This is a genomic window from Entomomonas sp. E7T21 (assembly GCF_058693955.1).
This window is the reverse complement of sequence record NZ_CP191672.1, coordinates 2,559,621-2,582,750: the sequence shown is the minus strand read 5'-3', so window position 1 is coordinate 2,582,750 and position 23,130 is coordinate 2,559,621. Positions and strand designations below refer to the sequence as shown.

Genomic DNA, 23,130 nt, shown 5'->3' with positions numbered 1-23,130 from the left:
TTGTTATAAAAATAGTTAATTATTAGTGTTTGATTTTTAAGTATGAGTTTTATGCACTATAATAATGATCATTTATTATGATATTGGTCTGTTACTAAAAAATAAGGATTAATAGTGATAAAAAAGAAAATACCGGATTACTATAAAATTATTCCAGAAACGTTACATAAGGATGCTGATGCATTAGTTGATTATGTTAGGTATTTTCCATACCAAACTCCCAGTCAATGTCCCTATTGTGGTTATCATTCATTTCGTCAGGCTACAGATATTAATGCAGCAGGGCAGCCGCGTTTTAATTGTAATCGTTGTGAAAGGAATTTTAGTCAATTAACAGGTAGCTATTTTGCGCATATGAGCCATATGGAATTATGGCCAGATTTTGTTATATACCGTTTATCAGGTTTATCATTTCAGAAACTCAGCAGATTATTAAATATTTCTGAAAATGCTTGCCAGATACGTGAAAGAAAACTCTACCAGATGATGGAAGATTTATTTCCTGCACTGTATCAATGGTGGAAACCTCATCATGAATTTAAAGATAGAAAGGTGACTGATCAAGTAGCAAAAGAACGTGCAACTTTCTTGAAGTGGTTAAAAACACGTATAGAACAACAAACAGCAAATTGCCCAATTTGTGGTAAGTTCATTAAACAGCGAGCTTTTGTTGGAGGGCATCTTGGTAAGCTTTCTCAAAATAAAAGTAGACCCTATTTTGAATGTAGCCGTTGCCGAAAAAGTTTTAGTGTTTTTAAAGACACACCAATTGATAAGCTTACCCATATAGACCTTTGGTTGCCTTTTGCGAAGGGGCTTTGCCAAGGTAAAAGCAATTATCAAATTATGGATACACTACCTACCATGATCATGAAAAAAACAGCGAGTAATTGGCGTAATAAGTTTATTGAACAAATGAAACTAATGGAACTCAATGAATTAGTATTTTGGTTAGAATGGCAGCGTAGTCGCAATAAAGGTGCAGAGACTCGTAAAGTAAAACAGCGAGAGGCTAAACAAAAAAGCAAATCCAAAAATTAGTTTTAACAACTATAGAAATAAAAACTACTCACTAATTATAACTAAAAATAATTGCCAAAATAAGAGGAGCATAGTTTCTTGATCTATTTTAGTCTTATAACTGTTAATAAAGTTAAGGATTAGGGTAAACTAGCCACTATGACTATATAAAACAGGAGGTTATTATGGCAAAAACGTTAGCAGAGTATCTAACAGAGTGTTATCAACAGTTAACAAAACATTGCTACCACAATGATGGTACACCTATTTTTGAGCAACAGAAAATAGATCGTGTAACCGTTGCTTGTGAGTTTGATTTATTAGTATTAATTAAAGGCGAGTTTTCTTCTTTAGAAAAAATAGCTATGTTAACTGCTAAAGAATACTGGTTATATGAGGCTCTAGAACTAACCCCTGTTATGCAACTGTTGGCACAAAAACTTTCAGACGGTTTAGCTTATAAAACCCCAAAAATAAGAGCAAAAAGAAAGTGTTTATTGGCATTATTACAAACAGATGGTGAAAACTTATTTGATAGTCTAGAAGCTTTCCTAGAAAACTTTGCAATAATGGATGTTCCTATGATTATGGTTAAACCTGTGTTAGATAACCATTTTGAAGGAGTATTAAAGAAAATAGATTATAGAACTAAAGAAGATAGCAACAAGTTTTCTTTTAATATAGGTTAGTATTTAGATAAAAAGCTATCTCTAACTAGATGATAAACATAATATAATGATTTTAATAATCTCACTAAAATGGAATATAAAAAATGTCTAATACAAAATTAAAGGATAAAGATTTTATATATGTAGTAAAAAAATATAATGACTTGCGTAAAGATAATCCTTGCCATAGATATGCATCTTCCGATTATTGCTTTAATTATTTTCAACTAAAACAAACAAAAGCTAAAAAATCTTTTTCTGATGATATGGAATATAGCTGTAATGTTTTAGGATTCTATTTAGCAAGTTGGGGTATGTATCGTGGTTCTAGTTACTTACTACAAAATAGTGCTTCTATTTTTAAAGGACTAATAGAGTATATAGATGAGATGGATAAAGTATACTGGACCATTGATGTTCCAGAATTCACAGATGAAAATATAGAGTTTTTAATTTCTTTATATAATCAAATTGCTAAAAAAATAAAATTAGATAATCGTAAAAAAGTTACTCTTATTACTAAAATTATGTTAGGTATTTGGGGGTGTGTGCCTGCATATGATAGCTATTTTACTAAAACTTTTTCAAATATATTTGCTGGTGAATGTGCTTTTACCTCATTTAATAAAAAATCATTAGAGTCAATTAAAAAATTTTACGAGGCTTACCAATTAGATATTGATTGTCTTGCTAAAGATGGAGATTATAGGACACTAGACTTTAATACTGGAGAAATGACTAATTTACCATATACTAAATCTAAGATTATTGATATGTATGGTTTTCAGAAGAGTTACAAATAGTGGGTAAAATTGGAAAATTGCTTTTTAATAACATATTCTTTTTTAGTTAACACTTAAACCTTTTTTAAGCATACTCTTAAATTAAGTGAAGTTTTTTGTGTAGATATAATAATTAGTAAGAAATGTTATTATGTAAAAAATGCTGTAAAAATGACTACTAATAAAGTTATGCCTAGTTGAATATTTAACTAGGCATAGATAAAATCAATGCCCATTACAACCACAGCCACCATGTCCACAGCAGTCGTCATCTTCTGCTAATGCTGCACCTTCTTCCATAGCTTCTAGTTCTAGTTGTAAGCTAACTAGATTAGTAGCCATAGGGCGTAGTACTAGGTTGGTAAATTCTGTATCATCTTCGGCTACATCAGTACCAATAAATAATTGGCCGCCAATATTTTGTACCCAAAGTTCTTTGCCATTTAGAATAATAGCAAAGCGGCCACAGTTGGTTTTTTGGGTATTGCCATCAGCGTCTTCTAGTAGTAATTCAATTGTTTCGTTCATAATCTATTCTCTTAATAAATAATAGTTAAGCTAACTTTTGGATAGCTTGTTCAAAGCGTTTTAAGCCTTCTTTAATATCGGCTTCTTCAATAATTAGGCTAGGGGCTAGGCGAATAACTTCTGGGCCTGCTTGTAATAGCATTAAGCCCTGTTGCTCAGCCGCTTGTATAATTTCTTTAGTACGTTCTTTCCATTCTGGAGTAAGTACACAACCAATTAATAAGCCTTTGCCACGTACTAGCGAGAAGATATTGTATTGTTTACCAATACGTTCTAACTCTTGTTGGAATAGGGCACGACGGATTTCTACGCCATTTAATACTTCAGTAGTGTTTACAATATCAACTACTTTGTTAGCGACAGCACAGGCTAATGGATTACCACCATAGGTTGTACCATGTACGCCTACTGAAAAACTTTTAGCTATATGTTCTTTGGTAAGCATAGCGCCAATAGGGAAGCCGCCACCTAAACATTTAGCATTGGTTAAAATATCGGGAATTACATTGTAATGCATATAGGCAAATAGCTTGCCAGTGCGTCCCATACCTGTTTGTACTTCATCAAAGATTAGTAAGGCATTGTGTTTATCACAAAGCTTTCTAACACCTTCTAAATAAGCTTGATCTGCTGGTAAAACACCACTTTCACCTTGAATAGGTTCAAGAATTACCGCACAGGTTTTATCAGAAATAGCGGCTTCCATTGCGGCTAAATCATTATAAGCTACATGTTTAATGCCTTCAATTTTAGGGCCAAAGCCACTGGAGTATTTGGCTTGGCCACCGGTGCTTACAGTGAAGTAGGTGCGACCATGAAAGCTATTAAGGGTGGAGATAATTTCATATTTATCTTCACCAAAGTTATCATAGGCATATCGACGGGCTAGTTTAAGTGCTGCTTCATTGGCTTCTGCACCAGAGTTGGAGAAGAATGCACGATCAGCAAAGGTAGCTTCAGTTAGTTTTTTAGCCAGTTGTAGTGCAGGCTCATTAGTAAAGATATTGGAAACATGCCAAAGTTTATGGGCTTGTTCGGTTAAGGCTTCAACAAGAGCAGGGTGGGCATGACCTAGTACATTCACTGCAATACCACCTGTAAAGTCTATATATTCTCGTCCTTCCTGATCCCATACTTTAGAACCTTGCCCTTTAACAGGAATAAAGCTAGCTGGAGAATAAACAGGAACGATATAACGATCAAAATCAGTACGACTTACAGTAGACATGGTAAATGCTCCTAGCAGAAAAATTAGCTGGCAAATTATAGCACTGAATTAAAACAAAAAAGGCGTCTTTGGTAAGACGCCTTTTTGAGATTCGAACAATGAATTGCTTATTTCTTACCGAAACCACCAAAACGTTGTTTGAAACGATCAATACGACCACCAGTGTCTAATACTTTTTGTTTGCCAGTGTAGAAAGGATGGCAAGCAGAGCATACGTCAATAGTGATGTCTTTGCATAAAGTTGAAGCAGTTTCAATAACATTACCACAGCTACAAGTAGCTTTGATAGCTTCGTATTTTGGATGGATATCAGGTCTCATTTAAGTTTCCTCAGTGTAAGCGTGCCGCCACTTAATTAGTATTAACAAAAACTAGGTACCGCACAGAAAATTGTGGCGTATTATACCAGAAAACGCAGTAACTGCAAGTTGCTTTTAAGCGTTAACGCTTATCTGCAATCATGCCAATAAACACCATAATAAGTAATAATATGGGGAATAAACTGTAATAATTCAAGTAGCTTAGTAGTTGTTTAACGAGTCCTGGTACATAGTTAATAATAAGACCAAACACTACCATATAAACGATAGCTAGAATAATAACCCTGAATACTATATTCATAGTACCAATTAAGCGTTGGATGTATTTGCCTAGACTAAGCCCAAATAGTACCAGTAGTACTGCAACAAGGGCGAGTGATATTTGATCTAGATGACGATCACACCAACGGGAAAGGGTGACAATAAAATCAAGTAGTGTATCCATAATTTAATCTAAAAAATATTCCAATAAGTTGTTTAAGAAAAGAAAACCTTGAGGGGTAGCTACTAAACGTTCATTGTTAGCCGCTAATAAACCAGTTTGTATTGCTTGTTGGCAAATTTTATCAATAGTGGCTAGTGGTAGGTAAGTACGTTCTGTAAAAAAGTGGCTAGGTACACCTTCTTTAAGGCGTAATGCATTCATCATAAATTCTACAGGTAGTTCTTCATTCGTTAGCCGTCGTTCGCCTGCTTGAGAAGGTTTATTAGACGCTAGATAGTCTTTAGGTACACGGGTTTTCCAATTACGGTAAATAGTGCCATCTAGTTGGGTTAGTTTGCCATGCGCACCTGCACCTATACCTATAAAATCACCAAAAGTCCAATAGTTAAGGTTATGTTTGGCTTGAGCGTTAGTTGATTTAGCATAGGCGGAAACTTCGTATTGTTGAAAACCGTTCTCTGCTAATAGTGATTGCCCTTGCTCTTGGATAGCCCATAATGCTTCATCCTCTGGCAATACAGGGGGATGTGACCAATAAGCAGTATTAGGCTCGATGGTTAATTGATACCAAGAGAGATGATCAGGCTGTAAAGCAATGGCTTGTTGTAAATCAGCAATAGCCTGTTCAGGTGTTTGTTCAGGTAAACCATGCATTAAGTCGAGATTTAAGCGAGTAAAGCCAGCTTGATGAGCCATTTCAACCGCTTTTATCGCTTCTTGTGCCGAATGGATACGCCCTAGAGCTTGTAGTTGGGTGCTATGAAAGCTTTGCACACCAATAGATAAACGATTAATTCCAAGACTAAAGTAATTAGCAAATTTTTGTTGTTCTGCTGTACCAGGATTTGCTTCTAAGGTGATTTCTATATCTTGAGCTAAGGTAAGTTGTTTGGCGATACCATTCAGTAGTAATTCAAAGCTATCAGCAGAAAATAGGCTAGGAGTACCGCCACCTATAAAAATAGATTGAATAGGGCGCTGTTGAGCTGCATCCACTTCTAAAGCAAGGTCTGCTAATAACGCCGTTATATATTCTTGTTCTGGTAACTCACCTTTTGTGGCATGTGAGTTGAAGTCACAATAGGGACATTTACGCACACACCAAGGGATATGGATATAGAGTGATAGTGGCGGTAGAGTTATAGCCTGGCTCATTAAATAGTTAAACGCTGTTTTAATAATGCCATAGCCTTAGCTCGGTGACTAAGTTGATTTTTTAATTCAGGCGATAGTTCAGCGCTAGAACATTGTTGCTCTGCTACCCAAAATAAAGGGTCATAGCCAAAACCATTAGTACCTCTTGCTTCGAATAAGATAGTACCTTGCCAAATGCCTTCACAAATAATGGGCATTGGATCATTTTCATGACGAACTAAAGCTAATGCGCAAATAAATTGAGCAGTGCGTTGATCTTCTGGAACGTCTTTTAGTTCATTGAGTAATTTAGCATTGTTTGCTTGGTCACCCGCATTGCCTGCATAGCGTGCTGAGTAAATACCAGGAGCGCCTTGTAGAATATCTACTGCAAGTCCTGAGTCATCAGCTAGGGCGGGCAATCCTGATACTTTGGCTGCATGACGGGCTTTTAAAATAGCATTTTCAACAAAGCTTAACCCAGTTTCTTCAGGTTCAATGGATGAAAACTCAGCTACAGAGTGAATTTCAAAGTGTTCGCCCAGCATTTTTTGTAGTTCTTTTAGTTTACCTTGGTTGTGACTGGCTAATACTAGCTTTTGGTGATTAGTCATTGTGTTCTCTATCTATTTACTAACTATTGGATGTTAATTGGTAAATGCCAATTTCACTCATAAGGTTTGGCCATAAACGGGTTAACATCGTATCATGATGTTGGCTATTAACTGCTAATCGCTGTAATACTTTTGCCCCTAGTTGCTTGGTTAAATTTTCAAAATCTTTGAAGGTGCAAAAGTGAATATTAGGTGTGTTATACCATGTATAGGGTAAAAATTCTGATACTGGCATTTTACCTTTTAAGCTAAGGTAAAGACGACAACGCCAATGACCAAAATTAGGGAAGGTGATAATACAGGTTTTCCCTACCCGTAGCATTTCTTGCAAGAGTTTATCAGGGTAGTTAAGTACCTGAATTGCTTGAGTCATGATTACGACATCAAAACTTTGGGTGGCAAAGTTGGCGAGTCCTTCATCAAGGTTTTGTTGAATAACATTAACACCTTTTTGTAGGCATTGGTTGATATTGGTAGAGTCAATTTCTAAACCATAACCACTCACTGCCTTATGTTTTGTTAAATAGGATAGTAGTTCACCATCACCACAGCCTAAGTCTAATATTCTACTATTATTAGGAATCCATTCTTGGATAATTTCTAAATCAGCACGCATTATATTCACCTTAAATAACAATACGTTGCATATAGGTTGTAAAGGCTTCTTGATACCTTGCAATGGGCATTAAGAAAGCATCATGACCTTGTGGTGCATCGATGTCTAAATAGCTTACATTTTTTCCTGCGGTAACCAGTGCGTCAACTATTTCTTTTGAGCGAGCAGGGGAGAAGCGCCAATCAGTAGTAAACGAAATTAAGAAGAAATTAGCTTTTACATGAGCAAAGGTAGCAGCAAGATCACCATTGTGTTTAGCTGCTGGGTCAAAGTAATCAAGGGCTTTAGTCATCAGTAAATAGGTATTGGCATCAAAACGACCAGAGAATTCTTCACCTTGATAACGAAGATAACTTTCTACTTGGAATTCTACATTATGGAAATCATAGTTTAGTTTTTCATGTTTTAAATCACGACCAAACTTTTGCCCCATCGCATCATCAGATAGGTAGGTAATATGTCCTACCATACGTGCTAACATTAAGCCACGTTTAGGGATAATACCTTGTTCTTGGAAGTTACCATCCAAAAAATCAGGGTCAGATAAGATGGCTTGTCTAGCCACTTCATTAAAGGCAATGTTTTGAGCTGATAGCTTGGGTGCAGCAGCGATAGCCACACAATGGCGAAGTCGATCTGGGTAGCTAATAGCCCACTGCATGGCTTGCATTCCGCCTAGACTGCCACCTACAACTGCTGCCCATTGTACGATACCTAATTTGTCCGCTAGTCTGGCTTGACTATTTACCCAGTCTTCTACAGTAACAATAGGGAAGGTTGAACCATAGGGTTTATTGGTTGCTGGATTGATACTGGAGGGACCAGTAGAGCCATTGCAACCACCTAAGTTATTAATACTAACTACAAAGAATTTATTGGTATCGATTGGTTTGTTGGGGCCTATATAGTTATCCCACCAACCCGGTTTTTTTTCATCTTCTGTATGATAACCTGCTGCATGGTGATGGCCTGAAAGTGCATGGCAAATTAAGATAGCATTACTATGTTGTTCATTTAATTTACCATAGGTTTCATAAATAATTTGATAACCAGCAGTCAACTCTTTACCACAAGCTAATTTTAAAGGCTTATCAAATGACATAATCTGTGGTGTGACTAGCCCAACAGAGTCCTTAGCAAAATTAGTTGTCATTGATAATTCCTTATTAAGTAAAAAATAACCAAATGTTAATTGTTAGGCTATTAGTTGTGCAATAAAGTTACTGATAAAAAACAGTAGTATCAGTGCAATCATTGGTGTGATATCGATAATTCCAATGGGTGGAATGATACGACGTAAAGGAGCCAATACAAAGTTACTAATTTGCTTAATTAATATAGCCGCAGGTGCTCTACTGTCTGGTGCAATCCATGACAAGATGGCATTACCAATAAAAATTAAGAATAGTAAATATACAAATGTATCGAGTAAAGCAATAAATGAAACAATAAGTATATTAACAAAAGCTAGGAGAACATTTTGGCCTTGTAGCAAAAGTAGTATGACAATAATAATTAGCTGTACTAAATAAGCTAGAATAATTGAAGCAAAATCTTGTCTGCCAATACTAGGAATTATTTTTCTCATTGGTTTTAATAAGGGGTGAGTTACTTTTACTATGAATTGGCTGATGGGATTATAAAAATCAGCACGTGCCATCTGTAGTAAAAAGCGTAACAGAATGATGGAAATATAAATCTTTCCTAGTAAAGCAATAATCATTAATAAAATATTTGAACCTGTCACTTGAATCTACCTAGTATTTCAGTGTGTGCTTTAAGCAAAGCATTAATTTTAAGGGAAAATAGCGAGTAATGAAACTAGCCTATTGTTAAACTTTATAATTCCTTTCACCAAAAATAGCTGTACCTATTCGTAGCCATGTGGCACCTTCAGCAATCGCAGCTTCGAGATCATGACTCATGCCCATGGAAAGTGTATCTAGAGATAAGTTAAGTTGTTGATTAATATCATCCTTTAATTTTCGTAAAGTGGCGAAGGCTAGATGTTGTGCTTGTTGGTCTTCGGTTGGCTCAGGAATAGTCATAAGTCCTTTTAGTTGCAGCCTAGGCATTTTATTAATAGCTTCTACCAGTACTTTAAGTTCAGCTGGATTGCAACCAGACTTACTTTGTTCACCACTAATATTTACTTGGATACATATTTGTAGTGGTGGAAGTGCTAAGGGACGTTGATTGTTTAATCGTTCAGCAATTTTAAGGCGATCAACAGAGTGAACCCATTGAAAACTCTCAGCAATATCTTTAGTTTTATTGGATTGGATTGGCCCAATAAAATGCCAGATTAATGGTAAACTAATTAACTCTGACTGCTTTTGTAAGGCTTCTTGCAAGTAATTTTCACCAAAATTGGTAATGCCACATTGAAAAGCTTCTCGAATAGCCATAGCAGGTTTGGTTTTACTAACAGCGAGTAAATGTATTTGCTTTGGGTCACGCTTTGCAATACTAGCAGTTTGAATGATACGTTGCTGAATAAAATCAATGTTTTTACTTATTTCTGACATTTATAACCTGTAAATCAATGTGTAATATAGTCAAGGTATGATATATTTATAAACAATTTTAACATGCTTTCACGGATTAATTGATTTTATTTGGAGGTTTAAAGCATTTATGGAAATCACTGAATTACTAGCGTTTAGCGCAGAGCACAAAGCATCGGACTTACATTTATCTGCAGGATTGCCACCAATGATTCGTGTGGATGGGGATGTACGCCGTATAAACCTTCCACCTTTAGATCATAAGCAAGTTCATAGCCTTGTTTACGATATTATGAATGATAGGCAACGTAAGGAGTATGAAGAAAACTTGGAGACGGACTTTTCTGTTGAAGTTCCAGGTTTAGCCCGTTTTCGGGTAAATGCTTTTAATCAAAATCGTGGGGCTGCAGCAGTATTTCGTACCATTCCTTCTAAAGTGTTAACAATGACAGAATTAGGGATGGGTGATGTATTTGAGAAGATTTGTAATAATGAGCGCGGTTTAGTGCTGGTTACAGGTCCTACAGGTTCTGGTAAATCAACCACACTAGCAGCGATGGTGGATTATGTGAATGCAACACGCTATGAGCATATTTTAACCATTGAGGACCCAATTGAGTTTGTTCATGAGTCTAAAAAATGCCTTGTAAACCAGCGTGAAGTTCATAGAGATACCTTAGGGTTTAATGAGGCATTACGTAGTGCATTGCGTGAAGACCCGGATATTATCCTCGTAGGTGAAATGCGTGACTTGGAAACTATTCGTTTGGCATTAACTGCGGCAGAAACAGGTCACTTGGTATTTGGTACATTACATACCAGTTCAGCAGCAAAAACTATTGACCGTATTATTGATGTATTCCCAGCAGCTGAAAAGTCAATGATTCGCTCAATGCTTTCTGAGTCATTACAAGCAGTAGTTTCACAGAAGTTAATTAAAAAGATTGGCGGTGGTCGAGTAGCTGCTCATGAAATTATGATTGGTACACCGGCTATTAGAAACTTAATTCGTGAAGATAAAGTAGCACAGATGAATTCTTCTATTCAAACTGGAGCGCAGGTAGGTATGAAAACGATGGATTCTAGTTTAAGGCTTCTAGTAGAAAAAGGCCTTATTGAAAGGATTTATTTAAAGAAAGCAGATTAATTAATAATTATTAGAATATATTTTTTTGAACGTTTATATGTATTTTTTTTTGTGTAGGTAGTGTGATGGAGTTTGAGAAATTATTACAGTTAATGGTGGATAAAAAAGCCTCTGACTTATTTTTGACAGTGGGTGTTCCGCCCTGTATAAAAGTTGATGGTAAGTTAGCTCCATTACCTGTGGATAAACTGAACGGCGATAGAATGAAAGAGTTGGCTAGGTTATTAATGACTGAACGCCAACAAAAAGAGTTTGCTTCTACACAGGAGTGTAACTTCGCTGTTAGTTATCCTGGAATTGGGCGTTTTAGGGTGAGTGCTTATATTCAGCGTAATCAAGTGGGCATGGTATTACGCCGGATTGTTACAGAGATTCCTAGTCTGGAACAGTTAGCATTACCTAAAATTATTAAAGACTTAGCCATGGTAAAACGTGGCTTAGTATTGTTCGTAGGGGCAACAGGGGCAGGTAAATCTACCTCACTAGCAGCTATGGTGGATTATCGCAATACCCATTCGACAGGGCATATTATTTCAATTGAAGACCCCATTGAATATTTGTTTAATCATAAGAACTGTATTGTAACTCAACGGGAAGTTGGGCTTGATACTGAGTCATTTGAAGTCGCTCTTAAAAATACCTTACGCCAGGCTCCTGATGTGATCATGATTGGTGAGGTACGTACTCGCCAAACCATGGAGTATGCGTTGGCGTTTGCTGAAACAGGCCACTTATGTTTAGCAACCTTGCATGCTAATAATGCTAACCAAGCATTAGATCGTATTATCAGCTTTTTCCCAACTGAACGTCATTCACAAGTATGGTTAGATTTATCATTAAATTTACGAGCTATTGTAGCGCAGCAATTAATTCCTAATAAAAGTGGTGTGGGACGGCAAGCTGCCGTTGAAGTATTATTAGGTACGCCACTTGTATCTGATATGATTCGTACAGGTCAGGTAACCGAGTTAAAAGGTATTATGTCACGTTCTGTTGAGTTGGGGATGCAAACCTTTGACCAAGCTTTATTTGATCTATTTGAAAGAGGCTTCATCTCTTATGAATCTGCTTTAGCTTGTGCAGACTCTGTGAACGATTTACGTTTGATGATTAAATTAAACTCAGAGAAAAGTGTTAAAGCTTCTTCAAGTGAATTATCAGGAGTCAAACTAAAAGACTATGATGATGAAGAGGATGATATTTGATCACTAATAAAAAATAGCCCAAATATGGGCTATTTTTTATTAAGTTAAGATGTTTACTCAATCATATTACGAATGGTTGATGTACATCTTTCATTGTTATTGCCTGTATAAATAACAGAACCTTGATCATCCCAAATACTACAATTGATATTTTTAGCATTTCTTTTTAAGTATGCTGCTTTTTGATTGTTTTTGTGCCATAAGGTAATTTCAGTGGGTGTATTATTGTTATACATAAACTCACTTTGTTTATGTTGGTTTGGATAGTAGGTAACATGAGGACCATGTAGTTTATCATTTTGATAAGTTTCTATAGCATGTTTATTACCATATTTATCCCAATAGGTACTGATACCTTCTCTTTTACCTTTTTTATAGTGTTTTTCAGCAACTTTCTTGCCTTCTTCCCAATATGAAACGGTTTCAAAATTACCTTCGATAAAGTAAATCTCTAAAGTTTTTTTGCCAGATTCATTCCAGTAAACAGCATAACCGTTTTCTTTGCCATTAATATAATATTGTTCAAGTTCTTTTTGGCCATTACTATGCCAACTGGTTAGTAAACCATCTTTTTGACCGTCCTTATAATAAGCTTCCATGTTTTTTTGACCATTTTCGTACCAAAGCGTTAAGTCGCCTTGAATACTTTTAGGCAGGCCTTCTACTAAATCAGTAGGCCGATTAAATGTAAAAGGATCAGACTGTTTTTGATTAGAATTTTGGTAAAAATCTTGTACAGTAATCCCCATGTTATTAACTGCTAAAATTTTTCTATAATAGCCATCTTGAGTAGGTGCTATTACAGGTTGCCAATCTTTATCAAAAAAGTATATCGTGCGTTGTGATGAAGATAATAGCGGGTTATCGTTAATTGTAAGGTCTTTTGAATATCCTATAACTGCCATACCGCATAGAATAATAGTAGTAAAAACTGCCCAGTTTTTCATTCTAATACTTCCTTTATTTATTTTGACAATATATTCCTTTCGTTATTTGTATTAAAAAGATTCTAGTTGTATATAAATTCCTCTAGCCTCTATGCCGAATTCTGCTGGCATTCCACAAGCTTTTTCTTGCTCTATAACAAGTTTTGGTGGTTTAAAGAAAAAATAAAGATTACAGTTTTGGTGAGGGCTAGAGTAAACACCAACACCTTGTGGATTAAATGTAGCAACACCATCTACTTCATTATAATACTGTACAGTCATTGCAGCATGAGTAGGGGTTTGAGCACTAAAAATTTTAAAATAGAATTTACCATTAATAGGGGTAGTAATATAAACATCTTTAATAAAATGTTCATAGGCAAAATAATATTGCCCAGTAATAGTTGTATCAGTGGTGTAGGGAGGGGGGAAGCTTGATTGCGAAGTGCCCTCATCAGCTAATGCCACTACTGAAAAGGTCATTAAATAAATAATAAGCGTATTAGCATAAAGAAATAGTCTATTGTTTATAGAAATATGTTGCATATTGTACTAAGAAAATAGCGTTTGTATAGGGTTAATCCGTCTATTCATCTGTTGTTATAAGGTATGGAGAAGCTAGTTAGTTGTTATTATGAAGAATATTAGCTTGAACTCGCCCTTTAGTTAAATCATTTAATAATTGTTGGAGTGTAGATATATTCTGTTTAGGTAATGCTAATAATAAAGATACTCCCTCTGCCTCAAAGTTTTGTTGCTCAATGATAGCCTCTAGATTATTTAATCTATTTTCTAATAAAGGCCATTCACTATAGTAGCAGTTGAGTTGACATAGAATACGAGGAATTAGCTCGATAAGAGGGGCCTGTTGTAAACAACGAGCAACACTCCCACCATAAGCCCTAGCAAGCCCACCTGTACCCAGTTTAATACCACCAAACCAACGAGTAACAATGGCTATTACATAATCGCATTGCTGGCCTTCTATTGCTGTTAGTATAGGTCTACCTGCGGTACCAGAAGGCTCACCATCATCGTTAAAGCGATAGTTTTGAGCTATTTTCCATGCCCAACAATTATGTGTTGCTGTTAGATCACTAACTTTTTCAATAAACTCAGAAGCTTGTTCAATAGTATTTACAGGAGCTACTTGTACAAGAAAGCGACTTTTTTTTATTTCTTCTATAAGTTGAAAGGGTTCTGATAAAGTAAAAGCCATAAGAAAAAGTGAATTGTTTCATGTTTTAAAAGATGATTCTTAATAATATCAACTAATCGCTAGTAGATGCTACTGGAATAAGTAATAATATTAGGGAAGATAATGATCTTAGTAGCAACTTTGATCATAAGTATTTGTAGGAGTAGTAGTAAAAGATGTTTGATGCAAAGGAAGTACGAATTCAATTACCTCATATTGAACTCGCAGGTTTGGAATATGGAGACCCTCAAGGAGAACCTGTTTTAGCATTACATGGTTGGTTAGACAATGCCATGAGCTTTGTACGTTTAAACCCTAAATTACAAGGAATGCGTATTATAGCTATAGATCTAATGGGGCATGGTTTTTCACAACATAAACCTGCTGGTACAGGCTATCAATTATGGGAAGCAGTGTTTAGTACAGTGGCAGTTATTCATAAACTAGGTTGGCAGAGATGTTCATTGTTAGGGCATTCTTTGGGAGCAATTATTTCGGTAATGATTGCAGCTATCCGTCCAGATCTGATTAAACAGTTAATGCTAATAGATGGTTTGGTCGCTTACTCTAAGCAACCTACGGAATTTCCTCAGCAGTTACAACAGGCTATGTTAGGCTTTGCTAAATCACTTGCTCAGCAACAAACAGTGAAAGTGTATGATTCTTTAGATAGTATGATTAAAAAGCGCCAAAAGGGATTAGTACCTATTAGTTATGAAGCTGCTAGTTTACTAATGGAGAGAGGTGTAAAGGCTGTTGAGGGAGGTTATAGTTGGCGTTCTGATAGTCAGTTAATGATTCCTTCACCTTTTCCTTTAACGGAGGAGGCCGCATGGTCTTATGCTGAACAAATAGTTTGTCCTACAAATTTAATTTTAGCTAAACAGGGATTATTAATTGATAATAAGCCTTTTATGCAACGTTTGTCACAATTAGATAATTGTAAAGTGGATATATTAGAAGGTGGTCACCACTTGCATTTAGATAATGAGCAATCTGCACAAGAAGTGGCTGATTGTTTTAATGATTTTTTAGTTTATTAAAGTTATGAAAGTGAGTTTATAACTCACTTTCATGCCTATCAATCAACGCCAAAAGCGTAATTGGTTAAGATGGTCTGCAGTTTTTGTTAATATATGGTCAACAGTAGCAGCTGCACCAAAACCTATTTTTTCTTGTAAGCCTTTCTTGATAACATAATGAACAGCATAAAGATCTGCTTGTTTAGCTTTATCCATTAGGTATTGATCGCTAGTAACAATACTATCAACTAATTGTTTTTCTAAGGCAGCAGTTCCTAACCATGTTTCACCTGTCGCTATCTCATCAATATTGAGATGTGGACGATTGGTTGCTACAAAGCTTTTAAAAAGTTGATGAGTTATTTCCAAGTCTTCTTGGAATTTCTCGCGACCTTTGGCCGTATTTTCACCAAAAACAGTCATGGTACGTTTATATTCACCTGCTGTCATCACTTCATAATCAATATCATGTTTTTTCAATAGCTTATGAGCATTAGGTATTTGTGCTACAACACCAATAGAACCTAAAATGGCAAAAGGTGCAGAATAAATACGGTTACCTATACAAGCCATCATATAACCACCACTAGCCGCTACTTTATCCACACAGATGATTAATGGGATATTAGCTTCACGAATTCTAGACAGTTGAGAGGCTGCTAAACCATAGCCATGTACCATACCTCCAGGACTTTCTAAACGGATTACTACTTCATCTGCCGGGGTCGCAATAGTCAATATAGCACTTATTTCTTGGCGTAAGCTTTCAACAGCAGAAGCTTTGATATCGCCTATAAAGTCCAAAACAAAAACTCTGGGTTTTGTTGCTTTTTCTTTACTTTTCTTAGCTTTTTGCTGTTTTGCTTTTTCTTTTTTGAGTTTTTTAAGAGCATCTTTATCTAAGATAGCTTCTTCAAGTTGGTCATGAAGTCTATCAAAATGCTCATTAACTTTTTGAATTTGTAATTGTCCTTTTTGAGCTTCATGTTTACGACTTTTTAAGCTAACAATAAATATAAGCACAGCAATAATAGCAAAAACAATTGTTAATGTTTTTAAAAGGAAACTAGCATATTCTAATAAAAAAGCCACTGTATTTTCCCCAGAATTAGTAAAGTTGTTAATTTAGTAAAAACACACATTGTACAGATTTTAAAAAAGGATAGGTATGCTAATTGTTTAGTTTAAAAGATAATTTAATGAAAAAATTATTATCTGATGTAAACTAATCACTTTTTTTAAGTTCCAATAATGGTGAAAGGAGTTTTTTAATGAGTGCTGATGAAATTATTGAACAATTAAAATCAAAATTTAACCCAGAAGCTGCTCAAGGAAAAGATTTAACTTTTCAGTTTATGATTGAGGGTTATCAAAATTATAGCTTGAAAGTAAAAGATGGCACCTGTGATATTGTTGAAGGCATAGTAGATAATGCTGATGTTACTTTGAGCATGGATAAGCAAGATTTTAAGGCGATGTTAAATAAAGAGTTAAATGCAATGATGGCATTAATGACAGGTAAATTAAAAATTGATGGTAACCCATTATTAGCAATGCAATTAAGCCAATTATTTTCTATATAGATAAGTTGAGGTATATTTGGATCCTTTTTCTCTTAGTCCTGAGTTGCTATTAATATTATCTGTTGTTGCTTTTATTGCAGGTTTTATTGACGCAATTGCTGGCGGTGGTGGGTTAATTACAGTGCCTGCATTATTAACAGCAGGGGTGCCTCCTCATTTAGTATTAGGGACTAATAAGTTAAGTGCTACTTTTGGTTCAGCCACAGCTAGCTTTGCCTATTATCGAAAGAAATTATTTTTACCTAAGCTTTGGTGGCCTAGCTTAATAGCCACAGCAATAGGTGCTGTAATAGGTGCAGTTATTGCACATAGTTTATCAGCCAGTTTTTTAGAAAAATTCTTACCTATTATTGTCTTTAGCTGTGGTCTATATTTCCTATTTTCAAAAACACCTAACAAAACAATGTCTGACAATGCAGTTATCCAGAAGCCTAGACAATGGCCACAGGGATTTACACTAGGATTTTATGATGGGATTGCAGGGCCAGGTACAGGCGCTTTTTGGATGGTGAGTACATTGCTTATGTATCCTGTTGATTTATTAAGAGCCAGTGGTGTTGCAAGAACCATGAATTTTGTCAGTAATGGTATGGCATTGGCAGTATTTATTGCTTACAACCAAGTAGCTTGGTTATTAGGGCTTTGTATGGGGCTTGCGTTAATGATGGGGGCTTATCTAGGTGCTAACAGCGCAATTAAGGGAGGCTCTAAGCTAATTAGACCTATTTTTATTTGTGTGGTAATGGCCATTACTATCCGTTTAGTTTGGAAAGGCTGGTTTGGTGGTAGCTAGTTTTTCAGAGATATAAAGATCTATTAAATACCTTGAAATGGCTTGTTTGGGGGGGAGTTCAGGGAGATTTTTGATAGAAAACCATTGAGCATCTTCAATCTCCTCAGGTTGAGGTGTTACTTCTCCAGCAGCATAATCCGCATGAAAGCCTAACATTAAAGAGTATGGGTAAGGCCAATTTTGACTACCAATATAACGTAAATTATTAATAGTAATGCCTACTTCTTCATGGACTTCACGATGGACACAGTCTTCAACTGACTCTCCAGCTTCCACAAAACCAGCTAAAGTGCTATACATATTGTTAGCAAAACGTGGTGAGCGAGCCAGTAATATTTCACTGCCTTTAGTAATAAGAATAATCATGCAAGGATTGAGTCGTGGATAAACTGTATTGTTGCATGAGGGGCAATACATATGATGCTGTTTACTGTTGTGTTGCATTCTACTACCACAACGACCACAGAATTTATAATCAATGGCCCATGTAGCTAATTGAGCAGCATAACCCAATAATTTAAAAGAAATAGAATCTATTTGTAGCATGAGTGGACGTAGTGCTTGCCAATGTGTATTGGCAAGCAATGGATACTGATTGTCTAAGATAACAAGATGAACAGGTGTATTATTCCATAAACCTAAGCTAATTATCTGATGATCAACTTGGTTGATAGTGGAGAATAGATCATCTAAAACAAAAAGAACTTGATATTGGTCTGTACACAAAAACTGGTTATTTGCATAAACCAATAATAAGTTCTTTTGAGTTGGTTGTAATGGAATATTAGCTTTTACGAAAGAGTCCAATTTTCAGGCCTTGTAAACTTAATATCATCGTCATCACTCTCTACCTTTTTAATAGGTTGAGGTTTTATCTCAGGCTTTTCTTCTTCATCTGTATCAGGTGTAGCAAGGGGCTCTAGTGATAATTTGGATGGTGCAGGTATATCTGTATGTGTTTTTTCTACTACTACTTTGGTAGTCTCAAGGGCAGGAGTAGGTGTTGGCTCTGCAGGTTCTTTAATATCCGTAACTATAGTAGCTGTTTTCTGTTCTTCTTCAGCAGTTTTAAAATCTGTATTAAAGGAAGCAAAGTCATCAAGATTAAAATCTAAGTCTTTTGGCTCTTGTAGAGTTACAGAATTATTATTTGGTGACGTTTCGTCATAGACATCTGCAAATAACATAGCAGGTTTACTATTGTTATGAGGTTTAGCTTCAGGTATTAGCGTATCTAATGTTGGAATTGTTTCAGCTTTTTTAGCTGTAACAGCCGGTGCAATCGGAGCTGTAGGAATTTCAATATCAGGTACATTAAGTGTTGCTAAACTTTCTTCTGCTAAGTCTAATACCTTGTTATCAGCTACAACATTTGTATTTAAGGTACCTGTTTCCATAAAGAACTCAAGACTAGCAAAAATATCAGCTAAGTTATCAAGTTGTTTAGTATCAGGTAAGGTATCTGTATTTAGCATTTGTGTATTAATGTAGTAGTTACATTGGCGAATAATTTTTGCAGCTCTTTCTTGGTTAAGAAAGAGTAAACAACCATAGATTTCATTTAAGGTTTGTGGCATTTTTTCTAGATATTGTTTATCACCTTTGGATTCAACATAACCCATAATATTTTGTTGAGCTGTTCCAATACCTGTTAGAGACTCTTGAATAGCCAGTGAACGACCTTGTTTAAGATATTGGTTGATTGTGTCTTCTACAGCTTCTGTATTGCTGGCCATCGATTTTTCATTATCATTACAGGAGGCATTTGTTTCATAATTTAGAATAATGCCTTCTACATGCAATATAACATCGGCTAATTTATCTAAGATATTAGAGCCTAGGCTAGTTTCATTTTTATTTAGTTCTAATATGCCTATTTGTTCTTTTAACATGGTTTCAGCTGATTGTAGGCCCACCAGCGAAAGTGTTTTAATAAGGTGTTCTAAGTTGTTTAGTAAGGATTCAGTAAGTGTTTGATGGTCTGCACTATGGCTAGTAAATGCATCTATTGAGTATTGAGTTTGTACGAGTTCTTCTCTTACAGCCGCAGTAAAAGAACAAATAGCACTTTGACTAGGACCTGCCAGTTTGTTCATTTCAGCTTCTAATACTTTATTATTATAAGGTAGAGGAGCTAAATTAAATGCACCAAATACAGTTAATGCCTTTATACCAAAGGCATTATCTAAAGATACTATGTATAGAAGATCTTTTAATAATGACTCATTAATAGGTTCATGGTTTATTTGAGCTTTACGTAGCTGTTGGTCTACACGACTAAATAGTTTTTTACGGGTAGGGTAAGCTGTCATTCTTGAATCAGTGAAGGATTCTATTGCGGCAGAGGTTACCCAGCAAAGTCTTGCAGCATTTTCATCATTAAGGTGTTTTTGTAATCTGTCCATAGATCTGGACATCATACGTAAGCTTGCTTCTCTATTTTCGTCTTTAATTAAGCCTAATAAGCCAATTTGATACATTTGGCGTAATCGACCAAAAAGAGGTAAATCAACAGCTTCTGGCAAGGAGTTAGGTAGTGGTGGCTGTATAATAGAGATATCAGCAAAATAGCTATCAGATAATGGAGGTTTTTTATCCGTTAGTCGTAACTCATTGATAACGGGAAGTAAAAGTTCTGGTAAAGGATAAGGATAATTTTCAAAGTTTTCTAAATAACGGCGTAAAGTAAAAATAGCAGTACTTAATGTGCTTAATGTATTATCCCACTGCGCATCAGCTTCTGTTGGAATAGACAGTGTACGCTCTAACATAAGGTCAGTTAATGCTGTAGCGCCAGAAATCTCAATTAATGTTAATGAACCACGGATTTGTTGTAAGGCTTGGATAAATTGTTGTAGAGAAGCATTACTCTGACGTTCAGAAATAAACATTTCTAAACAACGTTCAGCATGGTCAATGGTGATGAATAATTCACTCTTAACTAAATTAAGAAGAGTTATGATTGTCTTCATTTGTTTTGGAGCTGGGGGTGTTGCCAAATCAGTCATTGAAACTTGCCTACATAATTAAATGGGGGTAAACACATAAAAAATGTCGTAATGTAAATGTATAAGGTATTTTATATATAATCAATTCATATGGAATTATTACTCAAATGCCTTCCATTGCATCATTAATGGTTTAGCTGCTAACCGTTACTATAACAATACATCCTTACATCTTATTCTAACAAAACACATTAATTCGTTATGCTATCAAAGTCATTGTATGTTACATAGGTTAATAATGCTATTAAAGTACATTATACCTACTCCATTAGTAAATATCTAATCTGTCGGTTAATCTAGCTAATTAGCTATTTTATGAGGAATATCAATAGAGTTTAATAAATAAAAGATTCTGAAAATGGAACTATTTAAATAACTAGAGGTATATATTAATTATTAATTTCTATTACTTGTATAACAGGTTTTAAACTAAACGCATTTAATGCTGAGTATTATTTATTATGGTTGACACAACACAACAAACAGAAAGTCAGGATTTATCAGATAATGTTAACGAAAAATCAAAAAAGGTAACTTGTGCATTATTGATAGGTGCTATGGGCGTTGTCTATGGTGATATTGGTACTAGTCCACTGTATACATTAAAAGAGGTATTTCATATTGGTGGTATTACTACCAATGAAACAGGTGTACTTGGTGTTTTGTCGCTTATTTTCTGGTCTTTAGCATGGGTTGTTTCCATTAAATATGTGATTTTTATTTTAAGAGCTGATAACGAGGGTGAGGGCGGGACAATGTCATTAATCGCCTTGGCTCAAACGGCTACTGAGAATTATCCAAAACTGCGTAAAATAATAGTCTTATTAGGATTATTCGGTGCTGGACTTTTTTATGGGGATAGTATGATTACACCCTCTGTATCTGTTCTTTCAGCAGTAGAGGGGTTAATGCTGATACCTTCTTTTCAAGAGTTAGATCATTTTATTGTGCCTTTGGCTGTTGTTATTCTGATAGTTTTATTTTTGTTTCAACGGTTTGGTACAGCACATATAGGGAGGCTTTTTGGACCTATTATGATGTTATGGTTTTTAACCTTGGCTGTATTAGGTATTTATGGCATTACACATAACCCTATTGTATTGAAAGCGCTAAACCCAATGCGAGCTGTAGAGTTTATTTACTATCATAAAGCAGTAGGTTTTCTTATTTTAAGCGCTGTAGTTTTAGCGTTAACAGGGGCTGAAGCGTTATATGCTGATATGGGACATTTTGGTCGAGCACCTATTTCACGTGCTTGGTTTTTCTTTGTGTTTCCAGCCTTGGTGCTTAATTATTTTGGTCAAGGTGCAATGATTTTATTAGACCCAAGTGTTAAGCATAATCCCTTTTTCTTATTAGCACCTGAGTGGGCTTTAATGCCTTTAATTACGATTGCTACCTTAGCCACGGTGATCGCTTCACAAGCTGTTATTTCTGGGGCATTTTCCCTAACACAGCAGGCTATTCAATTAGGTTATATTCCTAATATGTTAATTCGTCATACATCTAGTGATGAGAAAGGGCAAATTTATATCCCTTTTATTAATTGGTCACTAATGGTTGGGGTAGTATTGTTGATTATTGGCTTTGGTTCATCTTCTGCATTGGCTTCAGCCTATGGTATAGCTGTAACAGGCACAATGATTATTACTACATTGTTGGTTTCCAGTGTTGTTTTATTGCTTTGGAGATGGCCGTTATGGATGGCTATTCCCTTATTATTAGCCTTCTTTATTGTTGATTCACTCTATTTTGCCGCTAACTTACCTAAAGTGCTGCATGGTGGGGAGTTCCCTATTATTGTAGGTATTGTGTTATTTATTATTATGAGTACTTGGAAGAGAGGCCGTGCATTATTGACAAAAAGCTTGGAGGAAAATAGCTTACCATTACCTGCTTTTATTTCTAGTATACGAATAGAACCACCTCATCGTATACAAGGTACAGGAGTGTTTTTAACATCAAGATTAGATGTGGTTCCTAACTCGTTATTATTAAATTTAATTCATAATCAGATTTTACATGAGCAAATTGTTTTATTAACAGTAATTGTTGATAATTTTCCAAGAGTTCATGCAAATAGACGTTTTGAAGTTGAAATATTTGGTGAAGGATTTTATCGAGTGGTATTGCATTATGGCTTTATGGAGGAGCCGGATATTCCTAAAGCATTACAGCTTTGTCACTTAAATGAGTTAAATTTTAGTAATATGACAACCACTTATTATTTAACTCGAGAAACTATTATTCCATCTAAAATGGGCATGGTACGTTGGCGTCAAGCATTGTTTTCATTTATGATGAAGAATGCGAGTGCAAGTTTGCGTTATTTTAATTTACCAATGAACCGTGTGATTGAACTTGGTACACAAGTGGAAATATAAGT

The 23,130-nt window shown here is 35.4% G+C and carries 25 protein-coding genes; 9 read left to right on the top strand and 16 right to left on the bottom strand.

What is annotated here, in order from left to right:
- Positions 1–114: 114 nt before the first annotated feature.
- The 3 genes from ACQVD9_RS12195 to ACQVD9_RS12185 all read left to right on the top strand — a co-directional run bounded on the left by ACQVD9_RS12195 (position 115) and on the right by ACQVD9_RS12185 (position 2,491).
- Positions 115–1,041, top strand: a complete 927-nt coding sequence (locus ACQVD9_RS12195) for a hypothetical protein (RefSeq protein WP_264746221.1) — start codon at positions 115–117, stop codon at positions 1,039–1,041.
- A gap of 164 nt (positions 1,042–1,205) precedes the next feature.
- The gene (locus ACQVD9_RS12190; RefSeq protein WP_264746220.1) at positions 1,206–1,709 is read left to right on the top strand and encodes a hypothetical protein; all 504 of its coding nucleotides are present in this window, start codon (positions 1,206–1,208) and stop codon (positions 1,707–1,709) included.
- Positions 1,710–1,792: 83 nt separating this feature from the next.
- A complete protein-coding gene (locus tag ACQVD9_RS12185) occupies positions 1,793–2,491 on the top strand; it encodes a hypothetical protein (RefSeq protein WP_264746219.1) in 699 nt (232 codons plus the stop codon).
- A gap of 204 nt (positions 2,492–2,695) precedes the next feature.
- Here the strand turns inward: ACQVD9_RS12185 and ACQVD9_RS12180 are convergent, their stop codons facing one another.
- The 10 genes from ACQVD9_RS12180 to ACQVD9_RS12135 form a co-directional block, all read right to left on the bottom strand.
- The gene (locus ACQVD9_RS12180) at positions 2,696–2,998 is read right to left on the bottom strand and encodes a topoisomerase II (RefSeq protein ID WP_264746218.1); all 303 of its coding nucleotides are present in this window, start codon (positions 2,996–2,998) and stop codon (positions 2,696–2,698) included.
- A 25-nt stretch (positions 2,999–3,023) separates the two neighbouring features.
- Positions 3,024–4,226: an aspartate aminotransferase family protein gene (locus ACQVD9_RS12175; RefSeq protein ID WP_264746217.1), complete on the bottom strand. Its 1,203-nt coding sequence runs from the start codon at positions 4,224–4,226 to the stop codon at positions 3,024–3,026.
- A gap of 107 nt (positions 4,227–4,333) precedes the next feature.
- Complete coding sequence (gene rpmE, locus ACQVD9_RS12170) at positions 4,334–4,546, bottom strand: 50S ribosomal protein L31 (protein ID WP_201094783.1); 213 nt, start codon at positions 4,544–4,546, stop codon at positions 4,334–4,336.
- A 121-nt stretch (positions 4,547–4,667) separates the two neighbouring features.
- Complete coding sequence (locus ACQVD9_RS12165; RefSeq protein WP_264746216.1) at positions 4,668–4,991, bottom strand: DUF3392 domain-containing protein; 324 nt, start codon at positions 4,989–4,991, stop codon at positions 4,668–4,670.
- Positions 4,992–4,994: 3 nt separating this feature from the next.
- On the bottom strand, positions 4,995–6,146 hold the full coding sequence (gene hemW / locus ACQVD9_RS12160; RefSeq protein WP_264746215.1) for a radical SAM family heme chaperone HemW: 1,152 nt from the start codon (positions 6,144–6,146) through the stop codon (positions 4,995–4,997).
- On the bottom strand, positions 6,146–6,739 hold the full coding sequence (gene rdgB, locus ACQVD9_RS12155; RefSeq protein WP_264746214.1) for an RdgB/HAM1 family non-canonical purine NTP pyrophosphatase: 594 nt from the start codon (positions 6,737–6,739) through the stop codon (positions 6,146–6,148). Before rdgB ends, hemW begins: the two co-directional genes overlap by 1 nt.
- 19 nt (positions 6,740–6,758) lie before the next feature.
- On the bottom strand, positions 6,759–7,355 hold the full coding sequence (metW, locus tag ACQVD9_RS12150; RefSeq protein WP_264746213.1) for a methionine biosynthesis protein MetW: 597 nt from the start codon (positions 7,353–7,355) through the stop codon (positions 6,759–6,761).
- Between the two features lie 10 nt (positions 7,356–7,365).
- Positions 7,366–8,508: a homoserine O-succinyltransferase MetX gene (gene metX, locus ACQVD9_RS12145; protein ID WP_264746212.1), complete on the bottom strand. Its 1,143-nt coding sequence runs from the start codon at positions 8,506–8,508 to the stop codon at positions 7,366–7,368.
- 42 nt (positions 8,509–8,550) lie between these two features.
- Positions 8,551–9,102, bottom strand: a complete 552-nt coding sequence (locus ACQVD9_RS12140) for a YggT family protein (protein WP_264746211.1) — start codon at positions 9,100–9,102, stop codon at positions 8,551–8,553.
- Positions 9,103–9,187: 85 nt separating this feature from the next.
- Complete coding sequence (locus ACQVD9_RS12135) at positions 9,188–9,883, bottom strand: YggS family pyridoxal phosphate-dependent enzyme (protein ID WP_264746210.1); 696 nt, start codon at positions 9,881–9,883, stop codon at positions 9,188–9,190.
- A 109-nt stretch (positions 9,884–9,992) separates the two neighbouring features.
- Between ACQVD9_RS12135 and ACQVD9_RS12130 the strand changes: the two genes are divergently transcribed.
- Both ACQVD9_RS12130 and ACQVD9_RS12125 read left to right on the top strand, forming a co-directional pair.
- Positions 9,993–11,009, top strand: coding sequence for a type IV pilus twitching motility protein PilT (locus tag ACQVD9_RS12130; protein ID WP_264746209.1), 1,017 nt, complete (start codon positions 9,993–9,995; stop codon positions 11,007–11,009).
- Positions 11,010–11,074: 65 nt separating this feature from the next.
- On the top strand, positions 11,075–12,214 hold the full coding sequence (locus ACQVD9_RS12125) for a PilT/PilU family type 4a pilus ATPase (protein WP_264746208.1): 1,140 nt from the start codon (positions 11,075–11,077) through the stop codon (positions 12,212–12,214).
- A 53-nt stretch (positions 12,215–12,267) separates the two neighbouring features.
- Here ACQVD9_RS12125 and ACQVD9_RS12120 read toward each other — a convergent pair whose 3' ends face one another.
- The 3 genes from ACQVD9_RS12120 to ACQVD9_RS12110 all read right to left on the bottom strand — a co-directional run bounded on the left by ACQVD9_RS12120 (position 12,268) and on the right by ACQVD9_RS12110 (position 14,359).
- Positions 12,268–13,161, bottom strand: a complete 894-nt coding sequence (locus ACQVD9_RS12120) for a toxin-antitoxin system YwqK family antitoxin (protein ID WP_264746207.1) — start codon at positions 13,159–13,161, stop codon at positions 12,268–12,270.
- Between the two features lie 51 nt (positions 13,162–13,212).
- Complete coding sequence (locus ACQVD9_RS12115; protein WP_264746206.1) at positions 13,213–13,686, bottom strand: hypothetical protein; 474 nt, start codon at positions 13,684–13,686, stop codon at positions 13,213–13,215.
- 76 nt (positions 13,687–13,762) lie between these two features.
- Positions 13,763–14,359: an IMPACT family protein gene (locus ACQVD9_RS12110; protein WP_264746205.1), complete on the bottom strand. Its 597-nt coding sequence runs from the start codon at positions 14,357–14,359 to the stop codon at positions 13,763–13,765.
- Positions 14,360–14,514: 155 nt separating this feature from the next.
- On the opposite strand from ACQVD9_RS12110, the gene ACQVD9_RS12105 reads away from it, so the two are divergent.
- The gene (locus ACQVD9_RS12105) at positions 14,515–15,381 is read left to right on the top strand and encodes an alpha/beta fold hydrolase (RefSeq protein WP_264746204.1); all 867 of its coding nucleotides are present in this window, start codon (positions 14,515–14,517) and stop codon (positions 15,379–15,381) included.
- Positions 15,382–15,423: 42 nt separating this feature from the next.
- Here the strand turns inward: ACQVD9_RS12105 and sohB are convergent, their stop codons facing one another.
- Positions 15,424–16,452, bottom strand: coding sequence for a protease SohB (gene sohB / locus ACQVD9_RS12100; RefSeq protein ID WP_264746203.1), 1,029 nt, complete (start codon positions 16,450–16,452; stop codon positions 15,424–15,426).
- A gap of 179 nt (positions 16,453–16,631) precedes the next feature.
- Here sohB and ACQVD9_RS12095 point away from each other — a divergent pair, with 179 nt between their 5' ends.
- Together ACQVD9_RS12095 and ACQVD9_RS12090 are read left to right on the top strand one after the other, a co-directional pair.
- Positions 16,632–16,943 (top strand): SCP2 sterol-binding domain-containing protein, encoded by a 312-nt coding sequence (locus tag ACQVD9_RS12095; RefSeq protein WP_264746202.1) that lies wholly within the window; start codon positions 16,632–16,634, stop codon positions 16,941–16,943.
- A 16-nt stretch (positions 16,944–16,959) separates the two neighbouring features.
- Entirely contained in the window at positions 16,960–17,736 is a 777-nt protein-coding gene (locus tag ACQVD9_RS12090; RefSeq protein ID WP_264746201.1) for a TSUP family transporter, read from the top strand.
- Here ACQVD9_RS12090 and nudC read toward each other — a convergent pair.
- Positions 17,704–18,543, bottom strand: a complete 840-nt coding sequence (nudC, locus tag ACQVD9_RS12085; RefSeq protein ID WP_264746200.1) for an NAD(+) diphosphatase — start codon at positions 18,541–18,543, stop codon at positions 17,704–17,706. The two genes, ACQVD9_RS12090 and nudC, sit on opposite strands and share 33 nt — an antisense overlap.
- Positions 18,528–20,744 (bottom strand): FimL-related protein, encoded by a 2,217-nt coding sequence (locus tag ACQVD9_RS12080; RefSeq protein ID WP_264746199.1) that lies wholly within the window; start codon positions 20,742–20,744, stop codon positions 18,528–18,530. Before ACQVD9_RS12080 ends, nudC begins: the two co-directional genes overlap by 16 nt.
- A gap of 461 nt (positions 20,745–21,205) precedes the next feature.
- Between ACQVD9_RS12080 and ACQVD9_RS12075 the strand changes: the two genes are divergently transcribed.
- Complete coding sequence (locus ACQVD9_RS12075) at positions 21,206–23,128, top strand: potassium transporter Kup (RefSeq protein WP_413774157.1); 1,923 nt, start codon at positions 21,206–21,208, stop codon at positions 23,126–23,128.
- Positions 23,129–23,130: the final 2 nt, after the last annotated feature.

Excerpts from the sequence above, each read along its gene's own strand:
- ACQVD9_RS12190 (WP_264746220.1), top strand. The coding sequence starts at position 1,206 with ATGGCAAAAACGTTAGCAGAGTATCTAACAGAGTGTTATCAACAGTTA.
- ACQVD9_RS12185 (WP_264746219.1), top strand. The coding sequence starts at position 1,793 with ATGTCTAATACAAAATTAAAGGATAAAGATTTTATATATGTAGTAAAA.
- ACQVD9_RS12180 (WP_264746218.1), bottom strand. The coding sequence starts at position 2,998 with ATGAACGAAACAATTGAATTACTACTAGAAGACGCTGATGGCAATACC.
- ACQVD9_RS12175 (WP_264746217.1), bottom strand. The coding sequence starts at position 4,226 with ATGTCTACTGTAAGTCGTACTGATTTTGATCGTTATATCGTTCCTGTT.
- rpmE (WP_201094783.1), bottom strand. The coding sequence starts at position 4,546 with ATGAGACCTGATATCCATCCAAAATACGAAGCTATCAAAGCTACTTGT.
- ACQVD9_RS12165 (WP_264746216.1), bottom strand. The coding sequence starts at position 4,991 with ATGGATACACTACTTGATTTTATTGTCACCCTTTCCCGTTGGTGTGAT.
- hemW (WP_264746215.1), bottom strand. The coding sequence starts at position 6,146 with ATGAGCCAGGCTATAACTCTACCGCCACTATCACTCTATATCCATATC.
- rdgB (WP_264746214.1), bottom strand. The coding sequence starts at position 6,739 with ATGACTAATCACCAAAAGCTAGTATTAGCCAGTCACAACCAAGGTAAA.
- metW (WP_264746213.1), bottom strand. The coding sequence starts at position 7,355 with ATGCGTGCTGATTTAGAAATTATCCAAGAATGGATTCCTAATAATAGT.
- metX (WP_264746212.1), bottom strand. The coding sequence starts at position 8,508 with ATGACAACTAATTTTGCTAAGGACTCTGTTGGGCTAGTCACACCACAG.
- ACQVD9_RS12135 (WP_264746210.1), bottom strand. The coding sequence starts at position 9,883 with ATGTCAGAAATAAGTAAAAACATTGATTTTATTCAGCAACGTATCATT.
- ACQVD9_RS12130 (WP_264746209.1), top strand. The coding sequence starts at position 9,993 with ATGGAAATCACTGAATTACTAGCGTTTAGCGCAGAGCACAAAGCATCG.
- ACQVD9_RS12125 (WP_264746208.1), top strand. The coding sequence starts at position 11,075 with ATGGAGTTTGAGAAATTATTACAGTTAATGGTGGATAAAAAAGCCTCT.
- ACQVD9_RS12120 (WP_264746207.1), bottom strand. The coding sequence starts at position 13,161 with ATGAAAAACTGGGCAGTTTTTACTACTATTATTCTATGCGGTATGGCA.
- ACQVD9_RS12115 (WP_264746206.1), bottom strand. The coding sequence starts at position 13,686 with ATGCAACATATTTCTATAAACAATAGACTATTTCTTTATGCTAATACG.
- ACQVD9_RS12110 (WP_264746205.1), bottom strand. The coding sequence starts at position 14,359 with ATGGCTTTTACTTTATCAGAACCCTTTCAACTTATAGAAGAAATAAAA.
- ACQVD9_RS12105 (WP_264746204.1), top strand. The coding sequence starts at position 14,515 with ATGTTTGATGCAAAGGAAGTACGAATTCAATTACCTCATATTGAACTC.
- ACQVD9_RS12095 (WP_264746202.1), top strand. The coding sequence starts at position 16,632 with ATGAGTGCTGATGAAATTATTGAACAATTAAAATCAAAATTTAACCCA.
- ACQVD9_RS12080 (WP_264746199.1), bottom strand. The coding sequence starts at position 20,744 with ATGACTGATTTGGCAACACCCCCAGCTCCAAAACAAATGAAGACAATC.
- ACQVD9_RS12075 (WP_413774157.1), top strand. The coding sequence starts at position 21,206 with ATGGTTGACACAACACAACAAACAGAAAGTCAGGATTTATCAGATAAT.